The 21006-nt window shown below is 45.6% G+C and carries 18 protein-coding genes and 1 tRNA gene; 7 read left to right on the top strand and 12 right to left on the bottom strand.

The features are described 5' to 3' along the window. The 3 genes from flgB to A8140_RS04255 all read right to left on the bottom strand — a co-directional run bounded on the left by flgB (nt 1) and on the right by A8140_RS04255 (nt 2529). Nucleotides 1-396 carry a flagellar basal body rod protein FlgB gene (gene flgB / locus A8140_RS04265; RefSeq protein ID WP_005425594.1) on the bottom strand — a complete coding sequence of 132 codons (396 nt, stop codon included), beginning with the start codon at nt 394-396 and terminating at the stop codon, nt 1-3. A 367-nt stretch (nt 397-763) separates the two neighbouring features. Next, entirely contained in the window at nt 764-1591 is an 828-nt protein-coding gene (locus A8140_RS04260; protein ID WP_005534486.1) for a protein-glutamate O-methyltransferase, read from the bottom strand. Nucleotides 1592-1602: 11 nt separating this feature from the next. Beyond that, a complete protein-coding gene (locus tag A8140_RS04255) occupies nt 1603-2529 on the bottom strand; it encodes a chemotaxis protein CheV (protein WP_005425637.1) in 927 nt (308 codons plus the stop codon). Nucleotides 2530-2605: 76 nt separating this feature from the next. Here A8140_RS04255 and flgA point away from each other — a divergent pair, with 76 nt between their 5' ends. The 3 genes from flgA to A8140_RS04240 all read left to right on the top strand — a co-directional run bounded on the left by flgA (nt 2606) and on the right by A8140_RS04240 (nt 4234). Then, nucleotides 2606-3352, top strand: coding sequence for a flagellar basal body P-ring formation chaperone FlgA (flgA, locus tag A8140_RS04250; protein WP_005534478.1), 747 nt, complete (start codon nt 2606-2608; stop codon nt 3350-3352). 115 nt (nt 3353-3467) lie between these two features. Then, nucleotides 3468-3782: a flagellar biosynthesis anti-sigma factor FlgM gene (gene flgM / locus A8140_RS04245; protein WP_005534476.1), complete on the top strand. Its 315-nt coding sequence runs from the start codon at nt 3468-3470 to the stop codon at nt 3780-3782. A 26-nt stretch (nt 3783-3808) separates the two neighbouring features. Next, the gene (locus A8140_RS04240; protein ID WP_005425634.1) at nt 3809-4234 is read left to right on the top strand and encodes a flagella synthesis protein FlgN; all 426 of its coding nucleotides are present in this window, start codon (nt 3809-3811) and stop codon (nt 4232-4234) included. A gap of 195 nt (nt 4235-4429) precedes the next feature. On the opposite strand, the gene flgP is transcribed toward A8140_RS04240, so the two are convergent. Both flgP and A8140_RS04230 read right to left on the bottom strand, forming a co-directional pair. After that, complete coding sequence (gene flgP, locus A8140_RS04235) at nt 4430-4861, bottom strand: flagellar assembly lipoprotein FlgP (protein ID WP_005534474.1); 432 nt, start codon at nt 4859-4861, stop codon at nt 4430-4432. A 9-nt stretch (nt 4862-4870) separates the two neighbouring features. Then, nucleotides 4871-5509 carry a FlgO family outer membrane protein gene (locus A8140_RS04230; RefSeq protein WP_005534472.1) on the bottom strand — a complete coding sequence of 213 codons (639 nt, stop codon included), beginning with the start codon at nt 5507-5509 and terminating at the stop codon, nt 4871-4873. Nucleotides 5510-5681: 172 nt separating this feature from the next. Between A8140_RS04230 and A8140_RS04225 the strand changes: the two genes are divergently transcribed. Both A8140_RS04225 and A8140_RS04220 read left to right on the top strand, forming a co-directional pair. Beyond that, nucleotides 5682-6815 (top strand): flagellar assembly protein FlgT, encoded by a 1134-nt coding sequence (locus A8140_RS04225; RefSeq protein ID WP_005534469.1) that lies wholly within the window; start codon nt 5682-5684, stop codon nt 6813-6815. A gap of 68 nt (nt 6816-6883) precedes the next feature. Beyond that, nucleotides 6884-6960, top strand: a tRNA-Arg gene (locus tag A8140_RS04220). A gap of 90 nt (nt 6961-7050) precedes the next feature. Here A8140_RS04220 and A8140_RS04215 read toward each other — a convergent pair. The 5 genes from A8140_RS04215 to chiP form a co-directional block, all read right to left on the bottom strand. Beyond that, entirely contained in the window at nt 7051-7557 is a 507-nt protein-coding gene (locus tag A8140_RS04215) for a hypothetical protein (protein WP_005449220.1), read from the bottom strand. Between the two features lie 197 nt (nt 7558-7754). After that, on the bottom strand, nt 7755-8711 hold the full coding sequence (locus tag A8140_RS04210; protein ID WP_005534466.1) for an OmpA family protein: 957 nt from the start codon (nt 8709-8711) through the stop codon (nt 7755-7757). Nucleotides 8712-9323: 612 nt separating this feature from the next. After that, nucleotides 9324-10751 carry a glutamate--tRNA ligase gene (gltX, locus tag A8140_RS04200; RefSeq protein ID WP_005534461.1) on the bottom strand — a complete coding sequence of 476 codons (1428 nt, stop codon included), beginning with the start codon at nt 10749-10751 and terminating at the stop codon, nt 9324-9326. 507 nt (nt 10752-11258) lie between these two features. Then, the gene (locus A8140_RS04190; protein ID WP_010650763.1) at nt 11259-11855 is read right to left on the bottom strand and encodes a YccT family protein; all 597 of its coding nucleotides are present in this window, start codon (nt 11853-11855) and stop codon (nt 11259-11261) included. A 123-nt stretch (nt 11856-11978) separates the two neighbouring features. Continuing rightward, nucleotides 11979-13100 (bottom strand): chitoporin, encoded by a 1122-nt coding sequence (chiP, locus tag A8140_RS04185; RefSeq protein ID WP_005534457.1) that lies wholly within the window; start codon nt 13098-13100, stop codon nt 11979-11981. Nucleotides 13101-13573: 473 nt separating this feature from the next. Between chiP and A8140_RS04180 the strand changes: the two genes are divergently transcribed. Both A8140_RS04180 and A8140_RS04175 read left to right on the top strand, forming a co-directional pair. After that, on the top strand, nt 13574-16270 hold the full coding sequence (locus tag A8140_RS04180) for a heavy metal translocating P-type ATPase (RefSeq protein ID WP_005534455.1): 2697 nt from the start codon (nt 13574-13576) through the stop codon (nt 16268-16270). A 24-nt stretch (nt 16271-16294) separates the two neighbouring features. Further along, nucleotides 16295-16744, top strand: a complete 450-nt coding sequence (locus A8140_RS04175) for a DUF411 domain-containing protein (RefSeq protein ID WP_005534454.1) — start codon at nt 16295-16297, stop codon at nt 16742-16744. A gap of 66 nt (nt 16745-16810) precedes the next feature. Here A8140_RS04175 and A8140_RS04170 read toward each other — a convergent pair whose 3' ends face one another. Together A8140_RS04170 and A8140_RS04165 are read right to left on the bottom strand one after the other, a co-directional pair. After that, the gene (locus A8140_RS04170) at nt 16811-17503 is read right to left on the bottom strand and encodes an oligogalacturonate-specific porin KdgM family protein (protein WP_005425607.1); all 693 of its coding nucleotides are present in this window, start codon (nt 17501-17503) and stop codon (nt 16811-16813) included. A 451-nt stretch (nt 17504-17954) separates the two neighbouring features. Next, a complete protein-coding gene (locus tag A8140_RS04165) occupies nt 17955-20606 on the bottom strand; it encodes a beta-N-acetylhexosaminidase (RefSeq protein WP_005534451.1) in 2652 nt (883 codons plus the stop codon). Between the last annotated feature and the right edge of the window lie 400 nt (nt 20607-21006).

The following is a 21006-nucleotide window of genomic DNA, read 5'->3' as shown; positions in this document are numbered from 1 at the left end:
TTATTCCCCTTTGATTGCTTTGGTTAAGTTCTTGAATTTACTGCCTAGAAAGTCGAGTGATGCTTGGTGTCTGATTTGGTTTTGCATAAACAAGTTACGCTCTAAATCCAAATCTACCGTGTTGCCATCGCCCGTATCTGGTTGCGTAGGAAGACGATACAGCTTGTCCCCGACCAAGGTTGTAGTGGCAGGAATGTGCCGACCATCTGTGCGGCTAAGACCAATGCTTGCCCCGGATGTTGCCGCCTGCAATTCCTTAGCAAAGTCTAAACCTCTTGATTTGTAGCCAGGCGTGTTTGCTTGCGCGATGTTAGTGGAAATCACCTCCGCGTTGCGCTCACGTACGCCCACCGTGTACTGGTGGATGCCTAATGCATTGTCAAAAGATATAGCCATGTTTGCCTCTACAGTAAGAACTGACCGTTATTAATAACTAAAGAGCAATTAGTGTGCCAAAAATAGAGCATGCCGTTTTGCCGCTTCAGTTACCGACGTCATGGATTGCAATAAGCAAGCCAAAGTGATTGATGGAGTGTCATATCGAACCGAGTAATCAGCTCGGCTCACTAAAAATATACACCCTATGCTTGTGCGCAGGCAAAAATGGTCGTGGCTTTTACAACAGAGATGGGAAAACGACAGCAACAGTTGGGAAACAAGGGCGAGAGTGAAATCAAGCGAATGAAGAATAGTGAGAAAAGAAAAGCCTGACACGAGGTCAGGCTTTTTAAGTCATTAAAAGAGTCAGCTAGTAAGCGTGTTGCTACTTTAGCTTATAAATAATGCCCGGGTTGCAGCGCACCATTTCAAATTTGTCCGTTAAACCCGTCAGTGACTCTGACGCCCCCAGCAGCAAGTAACCGCCTGGGTTTAGGCTGTTTGCCATTTGGTTTAGTACTTTAGACTTCATCTCTGGTGAGAAGTAAATCAGTACGTTACGACAGAAAATAATGTCGAACTTACCCATCAACGCGTAGCTGTCCATCAAGTTTTGAGGACGGAAGTTAACTAGGCGTTTAACGTTGTCTTTCACTTTCATGCGGCCATCGCCTGCATCTTCAAAGAAGGTGCGACGACGCTCAGGCGAAAGCCCACGTCCTAGCGCTAGGTTGTCGTAAACACCGGCACGACACATCTCTAGCATGCTTGCAGAAATGTCAGTCGCGGTGATCGACACGCTTGGCAATAAACCTGGTTTACGCTGCTGCGTTTCCAAAATGGTCATTGCCATTGAGTAAGGTTCTTGACCTGACGAGCTGGCTGCTGACCAAATTTTGATTGGTCGCTTGTTTGCCGCCATCTCCGGCAACAGTTTGTCAGCTAATACCGTGAACGGATAAGTATCTCGGAACCACAATGTTTCGTTAGTCGTCATCGCATCAACAGCGGCAACTCGTAGTTCACGATTGCGGCCAGTCACGACATCACGTAGCAAATCCGACAGCGAAGCCAGCTTGAATTTTGTCACAAGTGGGCTCAGTCGGCTGCGTACTAGGTATTGCTTACTGTCACCCAATACGATGCCACATTGTGATTCTAGAAAACGGCTAAAGTCACGATACTCTTGATCACTGATTGTAATAGCAGTCATTAATGTCTCTTTTATTGTGTTAATGCAGATTTAACCGCGTTACCCAATTCATCTGGGTTAAATTTCGCAATGAAGGTGTTAGCACCTACGCGCTCAACCATGGCTTGGTTGAAGACGCCACTCAATGAGGAGTGCAGGATAACATAAAGGTTCTTCAAATCTGCATTTCGGCGAATTTCGGCCGTTAGTGTGTAGCCATCCATCTCTGGCATTTCGATATCTGAAATGACCAAAGAAATCTGATCGTAGATGCTACCTTCTTGTGCCATTTCAAGCAGCTTATTGTACGCTTCTTTACCATCTTTCACAGAGACAACTTCAAAACCGATTGAAGTAATTGCACGCTCAACCTGTTTACGCGCTACCGTCGAGTCATCCGCGATCAATACGCGGCGCACGATTGGCTTCTCTTGTTCAGCAACTGCGATCTCTTCGCCGATGCTTGAATCCATGGTTTCGTCTACTGGTGCAATCTCTGCCAAGATTTTCTCAACGTCCAGAATTTCTACTAGCTCGTTGTCGATGTTTGTTACCGCTGTTAGGTAGTGCGCTTTACCTGCACCATCTGGCGGCGGCAAGATCGCCTCCCAATGCATGTTAATAATGCGCTCAACCGAAGACACCAAGAACGCTTGGATAGTACGGTTGAATTCAGCAATCACAACAAAACATTTATCAATATCTGTGGTTGGACGGCCACCGATTGCCAGACTTAAATCAATCACTGACACAGTATGGCCACGGATATGAGCGACACCTTTCACTAGTGGATGCAGATTTGGCATCGAAGTCAGCTTGGGGCACTGTAGTACTTCTTTTACTTTGAATACGTTAATGCCGTAGCGCTGTCGTCCCATCAACCGAAAAGTCAGTAGTTCCAATCGGTTTTGGCCGACGAGTTGCGTACGCTGATTCACCGAATCAAGAATCCCCGTCATATGCTCATCTCCATCTCAAACTTTTTGTTTTTAAATGATACTCTACGGCTGGCAGGCATAATACCAGAGAAACAGTATGGCGTATCATAATATGAAATCGACACCATTTACTATGACAATATGTAGAGCGTTATTTACAAAGTACGCTAAGTCTATCGGCATTTTGCTCAGTATGTTTAGCTTTTTTGTTCATTCAGCAACGGAAAGTCAGATCGAGCAAATCCGAACCGCCGCTGAGCAGCACATTCTTAGCACGGTAGAACAGCCAGCGGGAGGAAATTTGTCGGTCAATGCGGCAAATATTGATCCACGTATCAAAGCGACAGATTGCCCATATCCCCTTGATACATCCGCATCGTCAACCAGTAGCACGCGCAGCAACATTAACGTGTTGGTTGAGTGCCCTGCTGATGACTGGAAAGTTTATGTGCCTGTGAGGATCTCAGCGTCTGTACCGATGATCGTTTCGACTCGTCAGCTCGGTCGCGGTGAGATCATCAGCGCTTCAGATGTGACAACTTCAATGATCGAATTGCAGCGTTTCCGTAAAGATGGCTTTACCACCTACGATCAAGTCATCGGCGCCAAGCTAAAACGTAACGTTCGCCTTGGCGATGTGGTTGAGCGCAATGATGTCTGCGTGGTTTGCCGTAATGAGAAGGTGACGATTCAAGCCGTAAAAGGTGGTATGACGATCACCACGCAAGGCACGGCGCTACAGGACGGATCTGCCGGCGATCAAGTAAGAGTGAAAAATGATAAGTCCCAACGTATAATAGAAGGAATTGTGACAGGCATTGCGGAAATCACCATCACCTTCTAGGGTTGGCTGGTGTGCGGCAAATCGATCAATAAAAATGCAAAAAACCACTAAAGTTATTTTGCCCTTGGTCGATAGTCTGGATACCAGTATTACGATACGAGTTTAAGGTTGAAATATGGCAGGTATAGATAATATACGTTCAGGTCAGATGATGACGACAACCAGTCGCGCACCTGCACGTACTGATTCTAGTGCTACTAGCACTACAGAATCGAATAAAGCGCCAGCACAACAAGACGCGGTATCACTAAGCCAACAAGGCAAAGCAGTCAGCAAACTCCAAAAGGACATGGCAGCTTCACCGGCTTATGACAGCGCGAAAGTAGCGGCAATCAAAGAAGCAATTGCAAACGGTTCATACAAAGTTGACCCAGAAAAGCTGGCGGACAACATGATCAAGTTTGAAAACGAATTGCAAGGCAAAAGCTAACTGACTTAGGCCCAAGGTAAGTATTCATGGCAGCATTAGTCGATCTTGTTAACTTCCAGCTAGAAAATGCAAAAGCACTTTCTGGAGTGTTACGTCAAGAAACACAGGCGATCAGCGCACGTGTATCTACTGAGATCGAGAAACTTGCCAAAGAAAAGATGACACTCATTGGTCAATTGAGAACCACTGACCAGCGAATCGCCTCTCACCCGCACGTCAATCAACTTACCGAAGACGAAAGCCTAAGTCAGGTTGTCGCACAGATCCAATCCATCATTCTCGATTGTCAGCAAGTAAACCAAATGAACGGTGAATCGCTCAATCGTGCCCAATCCAGCTTCAATAAGCTTAACAACATGCTTCAGCGTACCCACGGTAAGGTCGGTATGACCTACAATGCCGGCGGCAAAACTCATACCATTTCAACACTAGGCACTAATATCAAAGCCTAACTCTTTGAATCAATCCCACGACTACCCTATCGACGTTATCTTGTAGCCAGCTGCTTTATTCCTCTGAGCTTCTATTACTCTAAGCGTAGCCAAACAGTATCCAAAAGCTGATACACGTAAAACTAACGCACATAAAAAAGCGACCGATTGTTGCCAATCCGCCGCTCAACTCGGTTATCTGTTTGTGAAGTTGTATTAGAACAAGGTCTGCTGACGCTTCTCAGGCACCTGTTGCACTTCACCGTAGTCACGCAGTTTATCCATCTTACGGATATCCAAACGTAACTCAGTGACATAGCTGTCTTCGACTAAGTAACTGCGCACAACCTCAGCGCCACGAATCACACCGTCAACGGCACCAGTTGTACTTTCAATGCCTAAGCGCTGGTCGGCAAGTTCCGCACGGCCACTCACTCGCATACCATACACTTGCTCAGCAAGTTCACGGTACGCATCAATCTTAGATGCACGCATCGCACGAACGCGCTTCTCTTCCATTGTGCGACCGGTTTGCTCACTCACGCTTGCATAACCCACCGCCACTAAAATTTCGTTTTGACGCATCTGCTGCAGAGGCTGACAGCCCACCAGCACTATGGTCGCGATAATAAATAATAACTTCTTCATGTCGGTTTCCTACGGGCGGAGAATCACTGTGTATGGCTGACGGATGGTTGGGTCAGAACGAATCAATACACCATCTTGAGTACGGATACTATTAAGTGTATCCAGATCACGGCCGATGCGGTCCGCAGGTAAGAAGCCTTGCGCCGTAGCAACAACAATGCGGCTCTGCATACCGACAATGCGTGCGTTGACGAGCACACCGCCTTCTTGACGTAGCATTGTGCCCGTCAATACGTACTGGATCTCTTGCTCTTGCGCCAGATCTTGCCAATCTCGGCTCAGAGCGAAATCACCCTGTTGGGTTACTTGTATTGAACCTGTCGTTTTAAAGTCAACAACCTTAAAACCGCGACGTTGGAACTGGTGGATAAACCCTTCCGATACCGAGTTACCAAGCCAGTTAGTTGCGTCCATGTTTTGCAGGTCGACAAAAGAAGTAATCGCAACAGGCGTACGTGACGACACTGCAACGTTTGAAACCATCAACTCTTCAGTCATACTTTCAATAAAGAAATCCATCGTATGGCGTGGACTGTCCATTAACATGAACTGACTGCCAGAATAGGGTTCTTTACCATTATAAATTGGTGAGTAGGCGCACGATGTTAAAAGCGTCATCATCGATGCGGCAACAAGCCATCTTTTCATGGTTTGATTCTCCAGATAATCTCAGGTGTGACTGCTCTTTCGCGACTTCATTTCAATAAAACGTAATCTTGGAACAGTCCTTGCTTTTCTTCTGTTTGTCGAACGAAAGAAAAGCCCACCAAACTTCACTGAAATTGGTAAAGCAATATTTATACCCGAACGGTTACTAACAATGAAAAAAATATTTTTTAGCCTAATATCAGTCACTTTTATATTGATGATGCCATTTCGAGCAGTTGCATCTTGGTATGAAGTGACAGGCGTTGCCACGATCGTTTCCTCAGAAGAAGCGGCAAGGCTGCACGCGTTAGAAGACGCACTCTTCAAGGCCGTCAACTTTTCGGGCGCTGACATCGGCAGCATCAGCAACTTGATGCCTTTGCTGGAAGAAAACCGCAAAGAGTACCAGTTCACCAACCACGAAGTGCGTTACATCTTGGTCGAGTCAGAGCGTAAACGCAGCGGCAAAATGGAAATGAGGATCCGAGTGGACATTTATCCATCGGCAACGGGTTGCCACGTGGATCAATACAAGAAGACCGTATTGGTCGGTAATATCGATGTCGCCTCTCCTCAACAAGCCGTTATGGGCCAGATCTACAGTGTGGGTGATGACTTTAGCCACGTGGTCAATCGCCAATTAGATCAAAACTCGCGCAGTTTTGTCTCGGTCGGCACCACAGACTACTCCATCAGCGCCAATTACCCAGAACGTACAAAGATGATTGCGCAAGACAATGGCGCGCAGTACATCATCGGTGGTGTCATCACTGACTTAACCGCCACCATTGATGCGAAATTATTGAAAGACGACGTGATTAACCGCCAGTTTGCCATGGAGATGAAGGTCTTTGACGGCAAAACGGGACACGAGGTTTACCACAAAAACTACCGCGAAGTGGCGCGTTGGCCTTTTGCTAAAACCAGCCAAGTTGATACCCGCAGCGCACGCTTCTGGGCATCAACTTACGGCGAGATGATGCTGCGCGTTAGCCGCAACATTATGTTGGATTTGGAATCTGAACTGTCTTGTAAAATCACCCTGCCAGAAGTGGTGGCAGTTTTTGGTAACACGGTGACGATGGATCTTGGCCGCATGCACGGCGTACAAGAGGGTGACCAGCTGCAATTGTGGCACACAGCATCATTCATTGACCAAAACGGTCTACCACGTAATAAGGTCTCTCAGAGCGATATTACCCTGAGGGTAACTCGTGTTTATGAACACGAAGCAGAACTGACGATTGAACAGCCAAATCTAGCTTCTAGCGTGCAGATTGGCGACGTAATGAACAAGATGCTTTAGCAACGCGTATAATGCCTTGCGATATGCCTACTTTTGAATATCATAGGTAACGCATCTTATTTGATTACGCCCCCATGGCACAGCTGGATAGCGCAGTCCCCTCCTAAGGGACAGGTCGTAGGTTCGAATCCTACTGGGGGCGCCATTCATCGCTTTAGCTTACCGAATTTAAGCTAAGGCTTTTTTATGTCTGCTATTTCGGTAAAGCGCGCTTGCTGAGAGCGCCTAAACAAAACTACTTAAGATCAATGCTGTTGAGACGCCCCATAAAGGTCAGAATTTCGAGGTTGTCTTTGTGGGCATCGAGCAAGGCTTTTTTGGTCTGCATATAAGCGGCAAGCTTGCCGTATTTGTTGATAGACCGCACCACCGTTTTGTACTTGTATTCGCCCGCGTCATTAAACTCACGCCATTTTGCGATATAGCAGGTGTCACGGTTGTCCGGGTCTTCCAATGTTGGATTTGGCTTATGGACTATTTTAGGCTCAACGCTGTGTGGCAGCCTTGTCATCAGGTACGGGTCTTTCAGTAGACGACGCCAAAACTTGCCCCACATCTCTCGCCCAAGCTCGTTACGCAGTTTGATGGCCTTCTTAAGCCCTTTCTTTTCCCCAATGCGAACAAAACCCACAGAGCGATGCAATACCGTATCGTCCGGTGTATGAATATGGATCTTAAAGGCTGTCTTGCCTTTTGAGATGAAGCGGTGTCCAGTATTTGTAATTAAATTGCTCTTAGACATAGTGCTAACTAATAATTTTATTAATAGCCAAAAGGGTAAGCAAAACTCATAGATAATTAAAGTAATAAAATACAAAACTGTAAATAGCATGTATGTTTATTCTTTTTTAATACTTCTAATACAGATATAAAAAAGCCCCAAAGAGCGAACTCTTTGGGGCATTCAGCGCTTAAGGCTTCTAACGGTCAGATAGGAGCTTATTGCTGAACTTGGTATTCAAACTCAGGAACAACAACTTCTACGCGACGGTTCTGTTCACGGCCTTCACGAGTCTCGTTTGAAGCGATTGGGTTGTTTTCACCTTCGCCACGAGCGTGGATGCGAGAAGCATCGATGCCTTTTTCTACAAGAGCGTGAGCTACAGATTCAGCACGTTTTTCAGAAACTTTTTGGTTGTAAGCTGCTGGGCCTGAAGTATCTGTGTAACCAATTACGTCAACGTTCGCTTGTGGGTACTCGTTTAGGAATGCTACTAGGTCGTCTAGTTTCGCAGCGCTCTCTGGTTTAAGAGTTGTGCTGTTTAGTGCGAAGCTACCAGTACCGATTGTTTGAGCTTCGAAAGTCTTAGTTACTACTACTGGAGCAACTTCTTCTACAACTACTTCTTCAACGATTGGCTCTTCTTCTACAACAACTTCATCGTTGCCGCCGAACTTGAATGCAACACCTAGCGTTGCAGAGTTGCCCATTGCTTTAACTGAATCGTTGTTGATGTCTGTGATTGTTTGGTATTCCGCACGTGCTGTTACGTTTTCGCTGATGTTGAATTCAAGACCAGCTGCACCTAGGTAAGAGTAGTCATCTTTACCATCGTTCATCATTAGGTAAGCACCACCCACTTTACCGTAAAGTGCGATGTCTTCTGTGATTGGTAGGCTGAACTTAGGAGCAAGAGTGATTGCTTCTACGTGACCACCGAAAGAAGTTTGGTCGAAGTCACCTAGGTTGTCGAAACCAGCTTCTACTGAGAAGTAGTCATTCATTTCGTAACCAACAAAAGCACCTAGAGTAGAGCCATCCTTGTCACAAGCTTGACCAGCTACACAAGCGTCTTCCATCCAAGACTTACCCATCTTACCGCCCACGTATACTTCTGCGTGCGCTGCTGAAGCCATAAGTAAAGAAGCTGAAATTACCGCTGCTAGTTTTTTCATTATTGATTCCTCTAAAAGAAGTTCTCTTGTTCGTAACGAAATGCGCCGCCTGACTGACGTTGTATTTCAATGCTTTTATTTAGTTCCCTTGAGCTTGATACCGAAGTGACTTCCGACTGTTTGCATATCTGCATAAAAGTCACTTGGGTATGTCTCCTGGTCAGTGGTGCATATCGCTCCCTCACTGACGGCGAACACTATAACTCCAAGAAATCCCGAGACAAATCCCAAAACTGTCAATTTAGTGTCATCGAAAAGCATGATTTTATGTGATCTAGAGCACCTTAAAGCGAGCAGCAACAAGCACGCAAACGTTTGTTCTATATTTCAAAAAAAGAAGAGGTAAAGAAAATTAACTTCTCATTAATGAGACGATAATTACGGAACTTTTAGGATTGTGCTTTTAATTCAGAGAGATATTTCGTATGGGAAAGCAAAAGTGTATTTACAGAGGTTATGTTTGGATAAGTAAAACTTATCAATTTTTAAGCATTTTGATGAAAAAGTTCCCCAAAGAAAGCGGAAATGATGTCGAATTACCTCTTTCTTCCAAAGTGAAATACAAAAAAACCGCGGTATTTTCCGCGGTTTTTTGACTAATTATTCAAGCAATTATGCGTTCGCTTCACGCTCGGCGATGAACTCAAGCGCCATCTTGATGCGTGCAACACAACGCTCTTTGCCAATCAGTTCCATTACTGCATCTACAGAAGGAGACTGGCCGCCACCTGTTACTGCTACACGTAGTGGCATACCGATTTTGCCCATGCCGATCTCTAGCTCTTCACATACAGCTGCGATAACGCCATCTTTGATGTTCGCTGTCGTCCACTCAGTCAGTGCTTCTGCTTTCGCTAGAGCAAGCTCTAGAGGCTCTTTAGCCACGCCGCGTAGGTGTTTCTTCGCCGCGCCCGCTTCAAACTCAGCGAAGTCTTCGTAGAAGTAACCGATTTGCTCAGCTAGCTCAACTAGCGTGTTGCAACGCTCACCCACTAGCTTGATCACTTCAGTGATAGCAGGGCCGTTTGTTACATCTAGTTTTTGTTGATCTAGGTGCCATTGTAGGTGCTCTGCAACGTACGCTGGATCTGAGTTCTTGATGTAGTGGTTGTTCAACCATTGCAGCTTGTCAGTGTTGAATGCTGACGCAGACTTAGAAACTGCATTTAGGCTAAATAGGTTGATCATCTCTTCTTGAGTGAAGATCTCTTGGTCACCATGAGACCAACCAAGACGCACTAGGTAGTTGTTTAGTGCAGCTGGTAGGTAGCCCATATCACGGTATTGCATTACTGATACGGCACCGTGACGCTTAGACAGTTTCGCACCGTCATCACCTAGGATCATTGCACAGTGTGCGAATGTTGGTACTGGCGCACCTAGTGCTTCGTAGATGTTGATCTGACGAGGCGTGTTGTTGATGTGGTCTTCACCACGAACAACGTGAGTAATACCCATATCCCAGTCATCAACCACTACACAGAAGTTGTACGTTGGAGAACCGTCAGTACGACGGATGATCAGATCATCCATTTGTGTGTTGCTGATTTCGATACGGCCACGGATTTGGTCATCAAATACTACGCTGCCTTCTTTCGGGTTACGGAAACGGATAACACATGGATCGCCATCTTTTGCCGCTTCGTTTGCCGCTTTGATCTTTGGATGGTTAGCATCGTAACGAGGCATTTCTTTGTTTGCTTCTTGCTCTGCACGAACTTCGTCTAGTAGCTCTTTAGATGCGTAACATTTGTATGCTTTGTCTTCTTCTAGAAGCTTATCAACCATCTCGTTGTAACGATCAAAACGTTGAGTTTGGAAGTAAGGACCTTCATTCCACTCAAGACCTAGCCATTCCATACCTTCTAGGATCGCATCAACCGCTTCCTGAGAGTTACGCTCAAGGTCAGTATCTTCGATACGTAGAACGAATTCACCACCTTGGTTTTTAGCGTATAGCCAAGAGTAAAGTGCAGTACGAGCACCACCAACGTGTAGGTAGCCAGTTGGGCTAGGAGCAAAACGAGTTTTAACCGTCATTTGAGTTCCTTAGGGATAATGAGCAACGAGAGGGCTCTCGTTGTAATGTCAAGGATAAAAGTGGCGACATTTTACCATCGTAAGTCAATACTACAATCCTTCCGTGTGGTTTAACGCCAGAAATACAAACAGGGCAGTCACCGAAGCGGCGCTGCCCTGTTATTTATACCAGCTTAAGAGCGGTTATAACTGTGCACAACCGCTATAGTAAGAGAAAGAGTATATACCCAAGTGACTTCAAGATGCAGGATTCAGAGCGTTGTCATTGATTCGAGGTCAAGGAAAACGACGCCGCGTAATAGCCAGCTCTTTCCAAGTTGTTTGACGCAGAGATCGGGGCAATGACACGCTCCCGAAGGGCGAGCTGTCTTGGCTTGTATACTTTGTTGTCGATTCTTGATTTAGAATGACTAGATCTTTAAATCGCCGCCGCTTCTACAAACCAAGTCATTCTCGCTGAACCTAGCATCTCGAGGTTACTTGGGTATATAGAGGAAGATAACCGAATTACTTCAGGTTACGCATCGCCCACTGCATGAACTCTTGCTGCTCTTCACGGCTTAAATCATGGAACGATTCTTTCAACGTTTTGGTTACCGCAGGAGAAGCAGCGATACTTGCCTTGGTTGATTCCTTGTTCATAGCCTTGTTGTAATCGGCCACCTCACGCTCGTAATCGCGGAAACCTTGTAGGCCACCTTTGCGCAGTTGAACCATCGAGAACTCAACGTCTTTACCGTTTGCGTCTTTTAGCGTCAGTTTTGGGTCCATTTCAAAAGCATTTGCTTCTTCAATGGTACGGAACTTGTTGTAAGTCAGCGTTAGCTCCGCATCTTTCGGTGCATCAAACTCTAATAAAAGCGGCTGCGAATCGAACTTACGACGCTTGCCATCTTCAAACACTATTTGGCCCACATTCACAGCCAGTTGGTTTGCACCATTTTCAACTTTGATGCTGTTGTTGTCAGAGATCCACTCAGGGTAGACGAAATCACCGTTGATAACGCGAGGAACCAATTCCGCTTGCAGAGTCAGTTGAGCAGCAAATGCAGGCGCAGAAAGTAGTGCGCAAAATCCTAATAGTGTGGTTGTTTTTTTCATCATGGTTTTCTCGTCTTATACCAATTTAGATAAGCCACTGAAACTAACAGGACGGTCATTTCAATGGCTTATGTGAATAAGTATCAATACAAAAAGGGCGTTTCCGCCCTTTTAGCTGCTTCTGGATTAGAAGTAGTACTCAACACCTACAGAGAACTCATCGAAGTCAGCAGACTTACCACGTGCTTCCGATGGCTTGTCTAGTCGAGGTGCACCGTCACCGAAATCTAGAGTGCGAGCGCGAGCGTAAAGTACTGCAGATGGGTCTACGAAGTACATGATCTGTGCAGATAGTACATCATCTGCTGTGTTGTCGATTGTCTTGCCGTCACGTTCTAGATCAAAGTTTGCTGCGTAAGCCAATTTGTACTGCCAATCTCCCGTTGTGTACATCAGACCCGCAGACATTGCATCTTGCTTCTCGCTTACACCGTTGCTTGCATCAGCTTCCATGTATTTGTATTGAGCAAATAACGAGATACCGTTTTCAAACCAGCCTTGAACACCTACTAGGTACGTGTTGTTTTCCCAGATTTCATTTTCAGATTGGATATTACGGTTACCCTCGTAAGCAGCATCCAACTGCAGTGGACCTAACTTGTAGTGAGCCGCAATGCCGCCCCAGTAATCGTTGCCCTCACCTAGACCAGCTTTGTCACCTGCACCCGCTGCGATATCTAGAGAAAATTTGTCAGCAAACATTGGAGAGTCCCAACGGATTGTGTTTGATTGACGGTCTTGGTACTTAGCACCACCGATTGCACCACCCCAGTCGTAAACATCGCCTAGACCTGGGTTAGATGCTGGCCAGTCAACCAACTCGTACATTGGAGTAAGTACGCGACCTAGACGAACTTGACCCCAAGAAGCGCTTTCAAAACCTACGAATGTATCACGCTCACCAAGACCTGCACCTTCACCACCGAAGCTTGGGTCTACGTAGCCACCTTCGATTTGCCAAATGAACGTTGGTTCAAAGTTAGCGAATTGCTTTTTACCACGGAAGCCGATACGAGATTCGTTGTTTAGCTGCATGCCGCCCAAATCGTCGTCAGTTGCTTTGCTACCAGAATCGTAATCGCGGTACGCGGCCTGCATCGCGATAATGCCGTAAACTTCGTAAGAGAAAGAGTCTTTAGTTAGGTACTCTTTCGCTGCATCACTGTTTGCACCATCAGCAAAAGCTGAACTACTGAACATCATGCCTGTGATTGCACTAGCAAGTAGGCTTTTCTTTAGGTAAGACATTTTAAACCCCTATATTTTTAGTTTTTTCCATTTTCAAATTCGCTAACTAGGACATTGCAGGAACTTGAATCTGTGTTTGGACGGAGCAAATATGACAAACTTTTTTCGCAGTAAAAAACTTTCCCCACGGCAATCTGAGCAACTTCAAAATTAGAAGATCAAAAATAATATAAAGCAATACAATACAACAATTTAAGATGTTAACTAAAAATATAAAAACGTCAAAACCATTCCACGTCACGCCATTTTTATATAAAAACCTCAAAAGTCGTGATCTAATTCACTCATGTTTTAGGTGTTTTAACGGAACTTTATATTCAGAGAGAAAAAACTTTGAGATAACTCGCAACAATAACTGCATAAAGTCAGGGAAATAACGGAGATTTTGACGAATTTGTTTCGCGTCGAAAAACTTGACCTTCCCCTTGCAGGAAGGTTTATGCTCTCCACATTAGTATTATTGAGGACAAATTATGTATCAGTTCGTTGTACCTATGTCGGGACTTAACTGCATGGGCTGTGCGAGAAAAATTGAGAAAGCTTTACATGCCAATCACAGTGTTGAGATCATCAATTTGTCCCCGACCATGGTTGAAGTGAAAACCGAATCCCCTCTTTTTTCTATTGTTGAATCCATTGAGTCATTGGGTTATCAGGCCGGGCATCAATATCAGTTCCACCTAGCAGGATTGAGCTGCGGCGGCTGTGTGAAGAAACTCTCTTCTTTATTAGAAGCAAACCAAGACGTCATTGCGTTTCAAGCCTCTACGACACAACTCGATATCACAACGCTACTTTCAGAACAGCAAGTGATCGATCTTGTGGCGACTCTTGGCTACACCGCCAGCCTTGATTCTATTGAAGTAGAAGAAGAAAGCTCACCAAAGATTGAACAGGTAGAAAAGCAGAGCAACATCAAAGCTGCGCAAGTGCCACCAGCAAGTATTCAATTGCAAATGCTGATTCAAGACATGACGTGTGCGAGTTGCGTCTCTTCAGTAGAGAAAGCACTTACTAACGTAGAAGGTATTGAGAAAGCACAAGTAAACCTTGCAGAGCAAAGTGCATTAGTGTTCGCCACTCAAGATACAGAAGCCCTTCACCAAGCGATCGTTCAATCCGTAAAACAAGCCGGTTACCAAGCAGAGATCCTGCAAGACGCAGCAACCCAGCAAGAAAAGCAAGCGGCTCAACAACTCGCCCAGCAAAAACGCTTCAAGCTGGATGCCATTGCTGGCTTAGTTGTCGGTGCGCCACTGATGCTTTGGGGTGTATTTGGCGGCAACATGATGATTCGCAATACGAACGACCAGCTGGCTTGGGGCTCAATTGGTATTCTGTGTCTTTTATTGCTTGCGACAGCGGGTAAGCACTTCTTTACTAACGCATGGTTAGCGGCCACTCACAAACGTGCAACTATGGACACTTTAGTGGCTTTAGGCACCGGTGCGGCATGGTTCTACTCGATGTTTGTGGTGATTTTTCCAGACTGGTTCCCTCTTGCTTCCCGCCATGTGTACTTTGAAGCGAGCGCAATGATCATCGGCTTAATTTCTCTTGGTCACTATATAGAAGCAAACGCCAAAGCAAACACCACACGCTCACTTCAGGCTCTGATTAACCTGCAACCTCAGCAAGCGACTGCGATTACAGAACAAGGTGATCAACAGATCGCAGTCGAGCAAATCACACTAGGCATGAAACTGCGCATCAAACCAGGCGAGAAAGTGCCAGTAGATGGCGTTGTGATACAGGGTGAATCGTACATTGATGAGTCGATGCTAACCGGTGAACCCGTACCAGTGTTAAAAGCGCAAGATGCGCAAGTGTCTGCCGGTACATTAAATACCGATGGTGGATTAGTCATTGAAGCAACAGGCATCGGCGCGAACACTATGCTGGCTCGAATCATTCGCATGGTACGCTCGGCGCAAAGCAGTAAGCCCGCCATAGCCAAATTAGCAGACCAGATTTCATCGGTATTTGTTCCGGTCGTGGTTGGCATCGCAATCCTAGCGGCTTTGGTTTGGTTTGCCGTAGGTCCAGAACCTAAAGCCAGCTACATGCTTGTCGTAACGACCACCGTGCTGATTATCGCTTGCCCTTGTGCGCTGGGGTTAGCAACGCCACTGTCGGTCACCGTTGGTGTCGGTAAAGCCGCGGAGCTTGGCATTTTAATCAAAGACGCTGACGCACTGCAATTGGCGAGCAAAGTCGACACCGTGGTATTCGATAAAACTGGCACGCTGACGCAAGGCAAACCAAGTGTGCAGCAAGTGTTTACTCATGCCACCAGCCAAGAGCACTTATTAGCTTTGGCTTACGCAGCTGAACGTCAATCTGAGCACCCGCTCGCTAAAGCCGTGTGCGATTACGCTAAGCAACACAATACCGACATTGTGGAATTGGACTCATTCGAGAATATCCGTGGCCGCGGCATCACCGCAGCTTACCAAGCACAACCACTATTCATTGGCTCATTGCAATTTATGCAAAGCGAGCAGATTGATACCAGCCCAATGGGGCAAGCGATTGAAGATTGTGCAAACAACGCATGGACACCTGTGGCTGTGGCGCTTAACAATGAACTGATTGGTTTAATTGCCATCGCTGACCCGATTAAATCTGATGCCAAGCAAGCAGTGTCTGCATTAAAATCGCAGGGCATAAAAACCGTCATGCTCACAGGCGACAACCAACACGTAGCCAATGCTATCGGTAAAGAGCTCGGCATTGATGAAGTCATCGCTCAGGTAATGCCCGACGAGAAAGCACAACATATTGAACTGCTGCAATCTCAAGGCCGCACAGTGGCGATGATCGGTGATGGCATTAATGACGCCCCAGCCCTTGCGCTGGCAGATCTTGGTGTCGCAATGGGAAGCGGCAGTGATGTGGCGATCGAAAGCTCACAAATGACCATTCTCAATACATCACCAATGGCGGTTGTACACGCAATTGAACTCTCTCGAGCTACACTTAAGAACATGAAACAAAACTTGTTCGGCGCCTTTATTTATAACTCGCTGTGTATTCCTATCGCCGCTGGCGTACTTTACCCCGCGTTCGGATTTTTGCTCAGTCCTGTTGTTGCTGGCGCAGCGATGGCACTGTCTTCAATCACGGTAGTCAGTAATGCAAATCGACTACGACTGTTTACCATTAAGTAAGCGACACTTCTTCTCGAGGATCTTATGAAGTTGAAACTATTAACCTTTACAATGCTTGCTGCCACATCAGCGAACGTATTAGCTGCTGATGTCATCAACCACAAATCACCATACTGTGGCTGTTGCGGTGAATGGACAAAACACATGGAAGAGAACGGCTTTATCGTGGAAGAAAAGCTGCATGATGATATGAATGCGATCAAAAGCGACTTAGGTCTGAAAAAAGAACAGCTATACTCTTGCCACACCGCAGAGATCGATGGCTACGTGTTTGAAGGTCATATTCCTGCCGACGATATTAAAGCGTTTTTGGAAAACCCACCTCGCAACGCAAAAGGCCTGACGGTACCGGGTATGCCAATGGGCTCACCGGGCATGGAGTACGGTGATAAGAAAGACAGCTACGCTGTTTACGCCTACAACGACAAAGGTCAGGTATACGAATACCGCTACCACAAAGGTAACGACCAGTAAAAACAAAGCCCAGCGAGACAAACCGCTGGGCTTTTTCTTAATGGACAGTTAAGACAAACTTTTTAATTAGAAGCCGTAAGACGCGCCGAACACGAACGCATTGTTTACTAGGCTATCACCTGCTGCATTTTCTGCACCGTGAGCTTGGCTACGGAACTCAAAGTAAGGTTGTACACCTTGACGAGTCCATGTTGCACGTAGCTCGTGGTCCATGGTCTCTGCTTCAATCATGTAAACGTTATTGTAGCTGAAAGTCACATCTTCATTCATCGCGTAACCAATGCGGTTATCCATGCGGTAGTCTGTTTTCGCATCTGCGTCTGTTGCATCAATGTGTGCACGAGTACGGTTGCTTAGAGAGATACCGTTATCGAAGTTGTAGCCGATTTTAACTAAAGGACGGTATTGGATGCTCTCACCCGCAGAGAATAGATGCTGGTAGCCTGCTGCGACCCATAGGTGATCAGTGATGTTGAATGCTTGCTCACCACCTACAGTGATAGCTGGAGTTGTGTTACCTGCGCCACCATTTTCTGTTTCTAGTTTGCCCAGTTGAATGCCGTCAAACTCAGTGTAAACCGTGAAGCCGCCGAATTGGTTATCAAAAGTGTGGCCAGCTTCTAGCGTTGATGTCATGTCCGAACCATGGATTCGGCCATCATCGTGAAATTGGATGTTACCCGTTACGTAAGATGAGCCTGCGAAAGCGCTTGATGCGAAAACAAGAGAAAGTGCACTTAGTGCAAAAACGTTTTTCATAATTACTGCCTTTATTTGTTCACGTTATGCGATGAGATGTCCGGCTATCACTTGCCCTTCATCGCAAACATTGGGATGTGCCTCCCTGGCGACAGCAATACTGCGCGATTTAATTCGCATTAAAAAATAAATCATTTAAAACAGTGATCCAATTCAAATCGACATTTTCGAAATCAAAAAAAGTTTATTAAATACAGAGACTTGCTATAAAACCTAAAAATTCACAAAAAAAATAAAGTGTGACATCAAACTTATTAACCTCTCCAATTAGGCACAAAATAACTATCTAGATCACACAATGGTTCTCTTTCTAAATACCCAACTTAATTATCTTTGAAAAATAATTAGACATTGATCACGCTTATTTTCCGTAGAAAAATAAAAAAAGCCCCCAAACATACGTTGAGGGCTTTGCGTAAGGAACAATGATTTTAGTGAATGGTTAGCAGAATTACTTCACGCTAGTCACACGGCTTGTTTTCTCACCTGCCGCAGATACAGAGCGGATAAACACTTCACCTTTCACATTTGGACGAGCATTGTCTGCGTAAGTTAGCCAGTTTTTGCCGTCTAGAGAGTATTGAAGCTTCACACCAGGGAACTGAACGTTCATTGCTAGCTTGCCATTTTCTACTTTCGCACCTGGTACAGGTAGGCGGTAGTCGATGCCTGATTTCTCTAGCTTAGCCAGTTCACGTTGACCAAGTACGTTCGCAAAGCGGTTGTAGTCTTGGTTTAGCGCAGCTTTGTCTACTAGGTTAGAGTTTTGCGAGTATTCAACACCCACTTTGTAGTCGTTTTCCCAGTCTGCACGGTGCCATGCACGCTCAGCGGCTGCCAGTACGCGAGGGAATACCATGTACTCGTATTGCTCATCGTTACGTACTGTCTCAGACCAAAGCTGTGCTGATAGACCGTAGAAAGGTTTCGCTTCGATTTCACCTTTACCAGTAAAGCCATTGCCATCGCGGTCTAGAGACGTTTCTGCGTTCTGAGGCATGTTCTCTGGTGCAAAGCCAAACATCTTACGAGTGTCTGTTGCACGCGTTGCCCAGTAGTAACCGCGCTCTTTCGGGTCCACTTCGTATGGCATGTCCATGTAAACGTAGTCTGGGTTAGAAACGATCACGTCGTAACCTTTCTTAGACCACTCGTACACTGATGATGTGCCACCCCAGTAAAGAACGTCCCAGAAGTTAACACGTGTGTTTTCTGTTGCGAACGCTTTCTCACCTTCACTGTACTTAAGGCCATCTTGCCAAGCTTGGAAGTTTGGAATGCCTTTCTCAGACACAATCTTCGACACTTCTTCTGCGAAGTGGCTTGGTAGATGAGCGAAGTCGCTTACCGTACCGTCTGCAATTAGCGTCTGACATTGTGGAGATTGTGCGAACGGCTTGTCTTGTTTAGACAGGTCAATCGTACCCTTCCAGCTTACTTTGTCTTCAGCGTTCACATCTTGGAAACCAGCGCCTAGCTTAATGTTCTTCGCTTCGTCACCACCAAAATGCCATGTTGTTAGCGGTGCGCCCGCTTCTCGGTGCATTGCTGCGACTTCTGAAATCACTTTATCAACAAAGCGAGTTGAAGATTCCATACATGGGTTGATGAAGCTTTGCTTGTTGTAGAACTGAACCGTCGTTACATTCGATGCATCTTTAGGATCCATCAGGCGGTATTCGTTCGCTTCTGCTTCTTTACCTTCTTCCATTAGACGGTCGTAACGCGCTTCCATTGATACTACCGCTGCACGAGCGTGCGCTGGCATATCGATTTCTGGAATCACTTCAATGTTACGTGCTTTCGCGTATTTCAAGATTTCCACGTAATCTGCTTTGCTGAAGTAGCCAGAGCCAAAGTTGTCTGTCGTTGGACCAGAGCCAAGCTGAGGCAGTAAACAGCTTTTCTCTTGTGTATCGAAACAACGGTTAGCACCCACTTCTGTCAGCTCAGGCAGACCCGGGATTTCTAAACGCCAGCCTTCATCATCCGTTAGGTGAAGGTGTAGTTTGTTCATCTTGTACGCTGCCATTTGGTCTAAAGTTGCAAGAATCGCGTCTTTAGAGTGGAAGTTACGAGCCACATCCACCATCACACCACGGTAATCAAAACGAGGCGCGTCTTTAATAGACAGTTGTGGTAGAGAATCAGCATTTTGGCTATCTACCAGGCCAAAGATAGATTGTACTGCATAGAAAGCACCTGCTTGGTCAAACGCTTTAATCACAATACCGTCGCCTTTGATGCTCATCTCGTAAGCACCAGATTTTGCTAATTCACCGGTGAAGTCTGCAGGAACAACAGTGATACTTACAGGAAGATCACCACGAACATCCACACCTACCACTTCTGCACGATCTTGAATTGCTGCGTATTGAGTCGCATCGAATGCGTCTTTAGGCAGCGCAATACCCGCCGCGATATCTACTTTGCCTTTACCTGCTTCAACAGACATTGGCGTTGGTAGTAACGTGGTTGATACATCTTGTTTTGCTAGGTCTTCGTTCTTCTCGAAACGAGACACAGCGTTTGCAAATACGTTGTTGTCATCTGGCGTACGTTTTAGGTTGTTACCCTCAAGGCCAGTTACGAAAGATGCAACGTCCTCTGTGTTAAGAGAAGCGATCATCTTAGGCTCTGCATTTGGTGCAGCAACGAAAGCGCCTGGCATGAAGTCAGTTTCAAATAGCTGCCAGTATTCAGCAACAAGAGGAAGCACAACTTCTTCACCCGCAGCAAAACCATCAAACTTATCGGTCGGTTCTAGTTTGTGTAGGTCACCCGTTACGCGAGAAATTTTGAATTGCTCGTTGTCTACATCCAGAATCAGACGAATGCTGTGGAAGTAAATAGCCCAATCTTTAGAGTCAACCGCTTCACCTTGGTTAACTAGCGTCATGTTTACCTTGTTACAAGACGCCCACTCTGCGCCCATGTCTTGACATACAAGACCTTCGTTAGCACCGTGGTTTGTGAGTACTTCATATTGAATATCAAGGTTGTCAGCCAATGAGTTTACAACTTGTTGCTCAGAGTTCTGCAGTGAAGAGCAGCCTGCCAATGTAGCAATAACAGAAGCAGCAATCAGACTATGTTTCAACATCTTACTTTCCCCAAAAAGTCAGTGGTTCAAAACGACATTTATCAAAAATGGTGAGCACCTAAATGCGAGGCGCTTAACAGTTACATTCAACATACAAGCAGTTATTTCTAAGCGTAAAATTAATGGAACTAAGAAGTGATCAAGCTCAAATTCGGCTAGACACTGAAAAATATAAACACATTAATTTCAATAAGTTAGTTAAAACGTCAAAAACGAAAAACTTTTTTTGACGAGTTTGTTGCGATCACTGTCACGCATATTGGTGGGTTTAAGCTGGTTTTATAGGATTTTGATCACTATTGGTTATTAAGCGAACCATTAACAACAAACTCAATTGAAACACTTTCGTGAATTAACTCTCATTTCTCCGCCGTTAAAACTCGTCAATATTTTTAGAAAT

The sequence above is a fragment of the Vibrio campbellii CAIM 519 = NBRC 15631 = ATCC 25920 genome (assembly GCF_002163755.1).
Taxonomy (GTDB): domain Bacteria; phylum Pseudomonadota; class Gammaproteobacteria; order Enterobacterales; family Vibrionaceae; genus Vibrio; species Vibrio campbellii.
The sequence above is the reverse complement of the archived record's forward strand: the minus strand, read 5'-3'. Positions and strand labels throughout refer to the sequence as shown.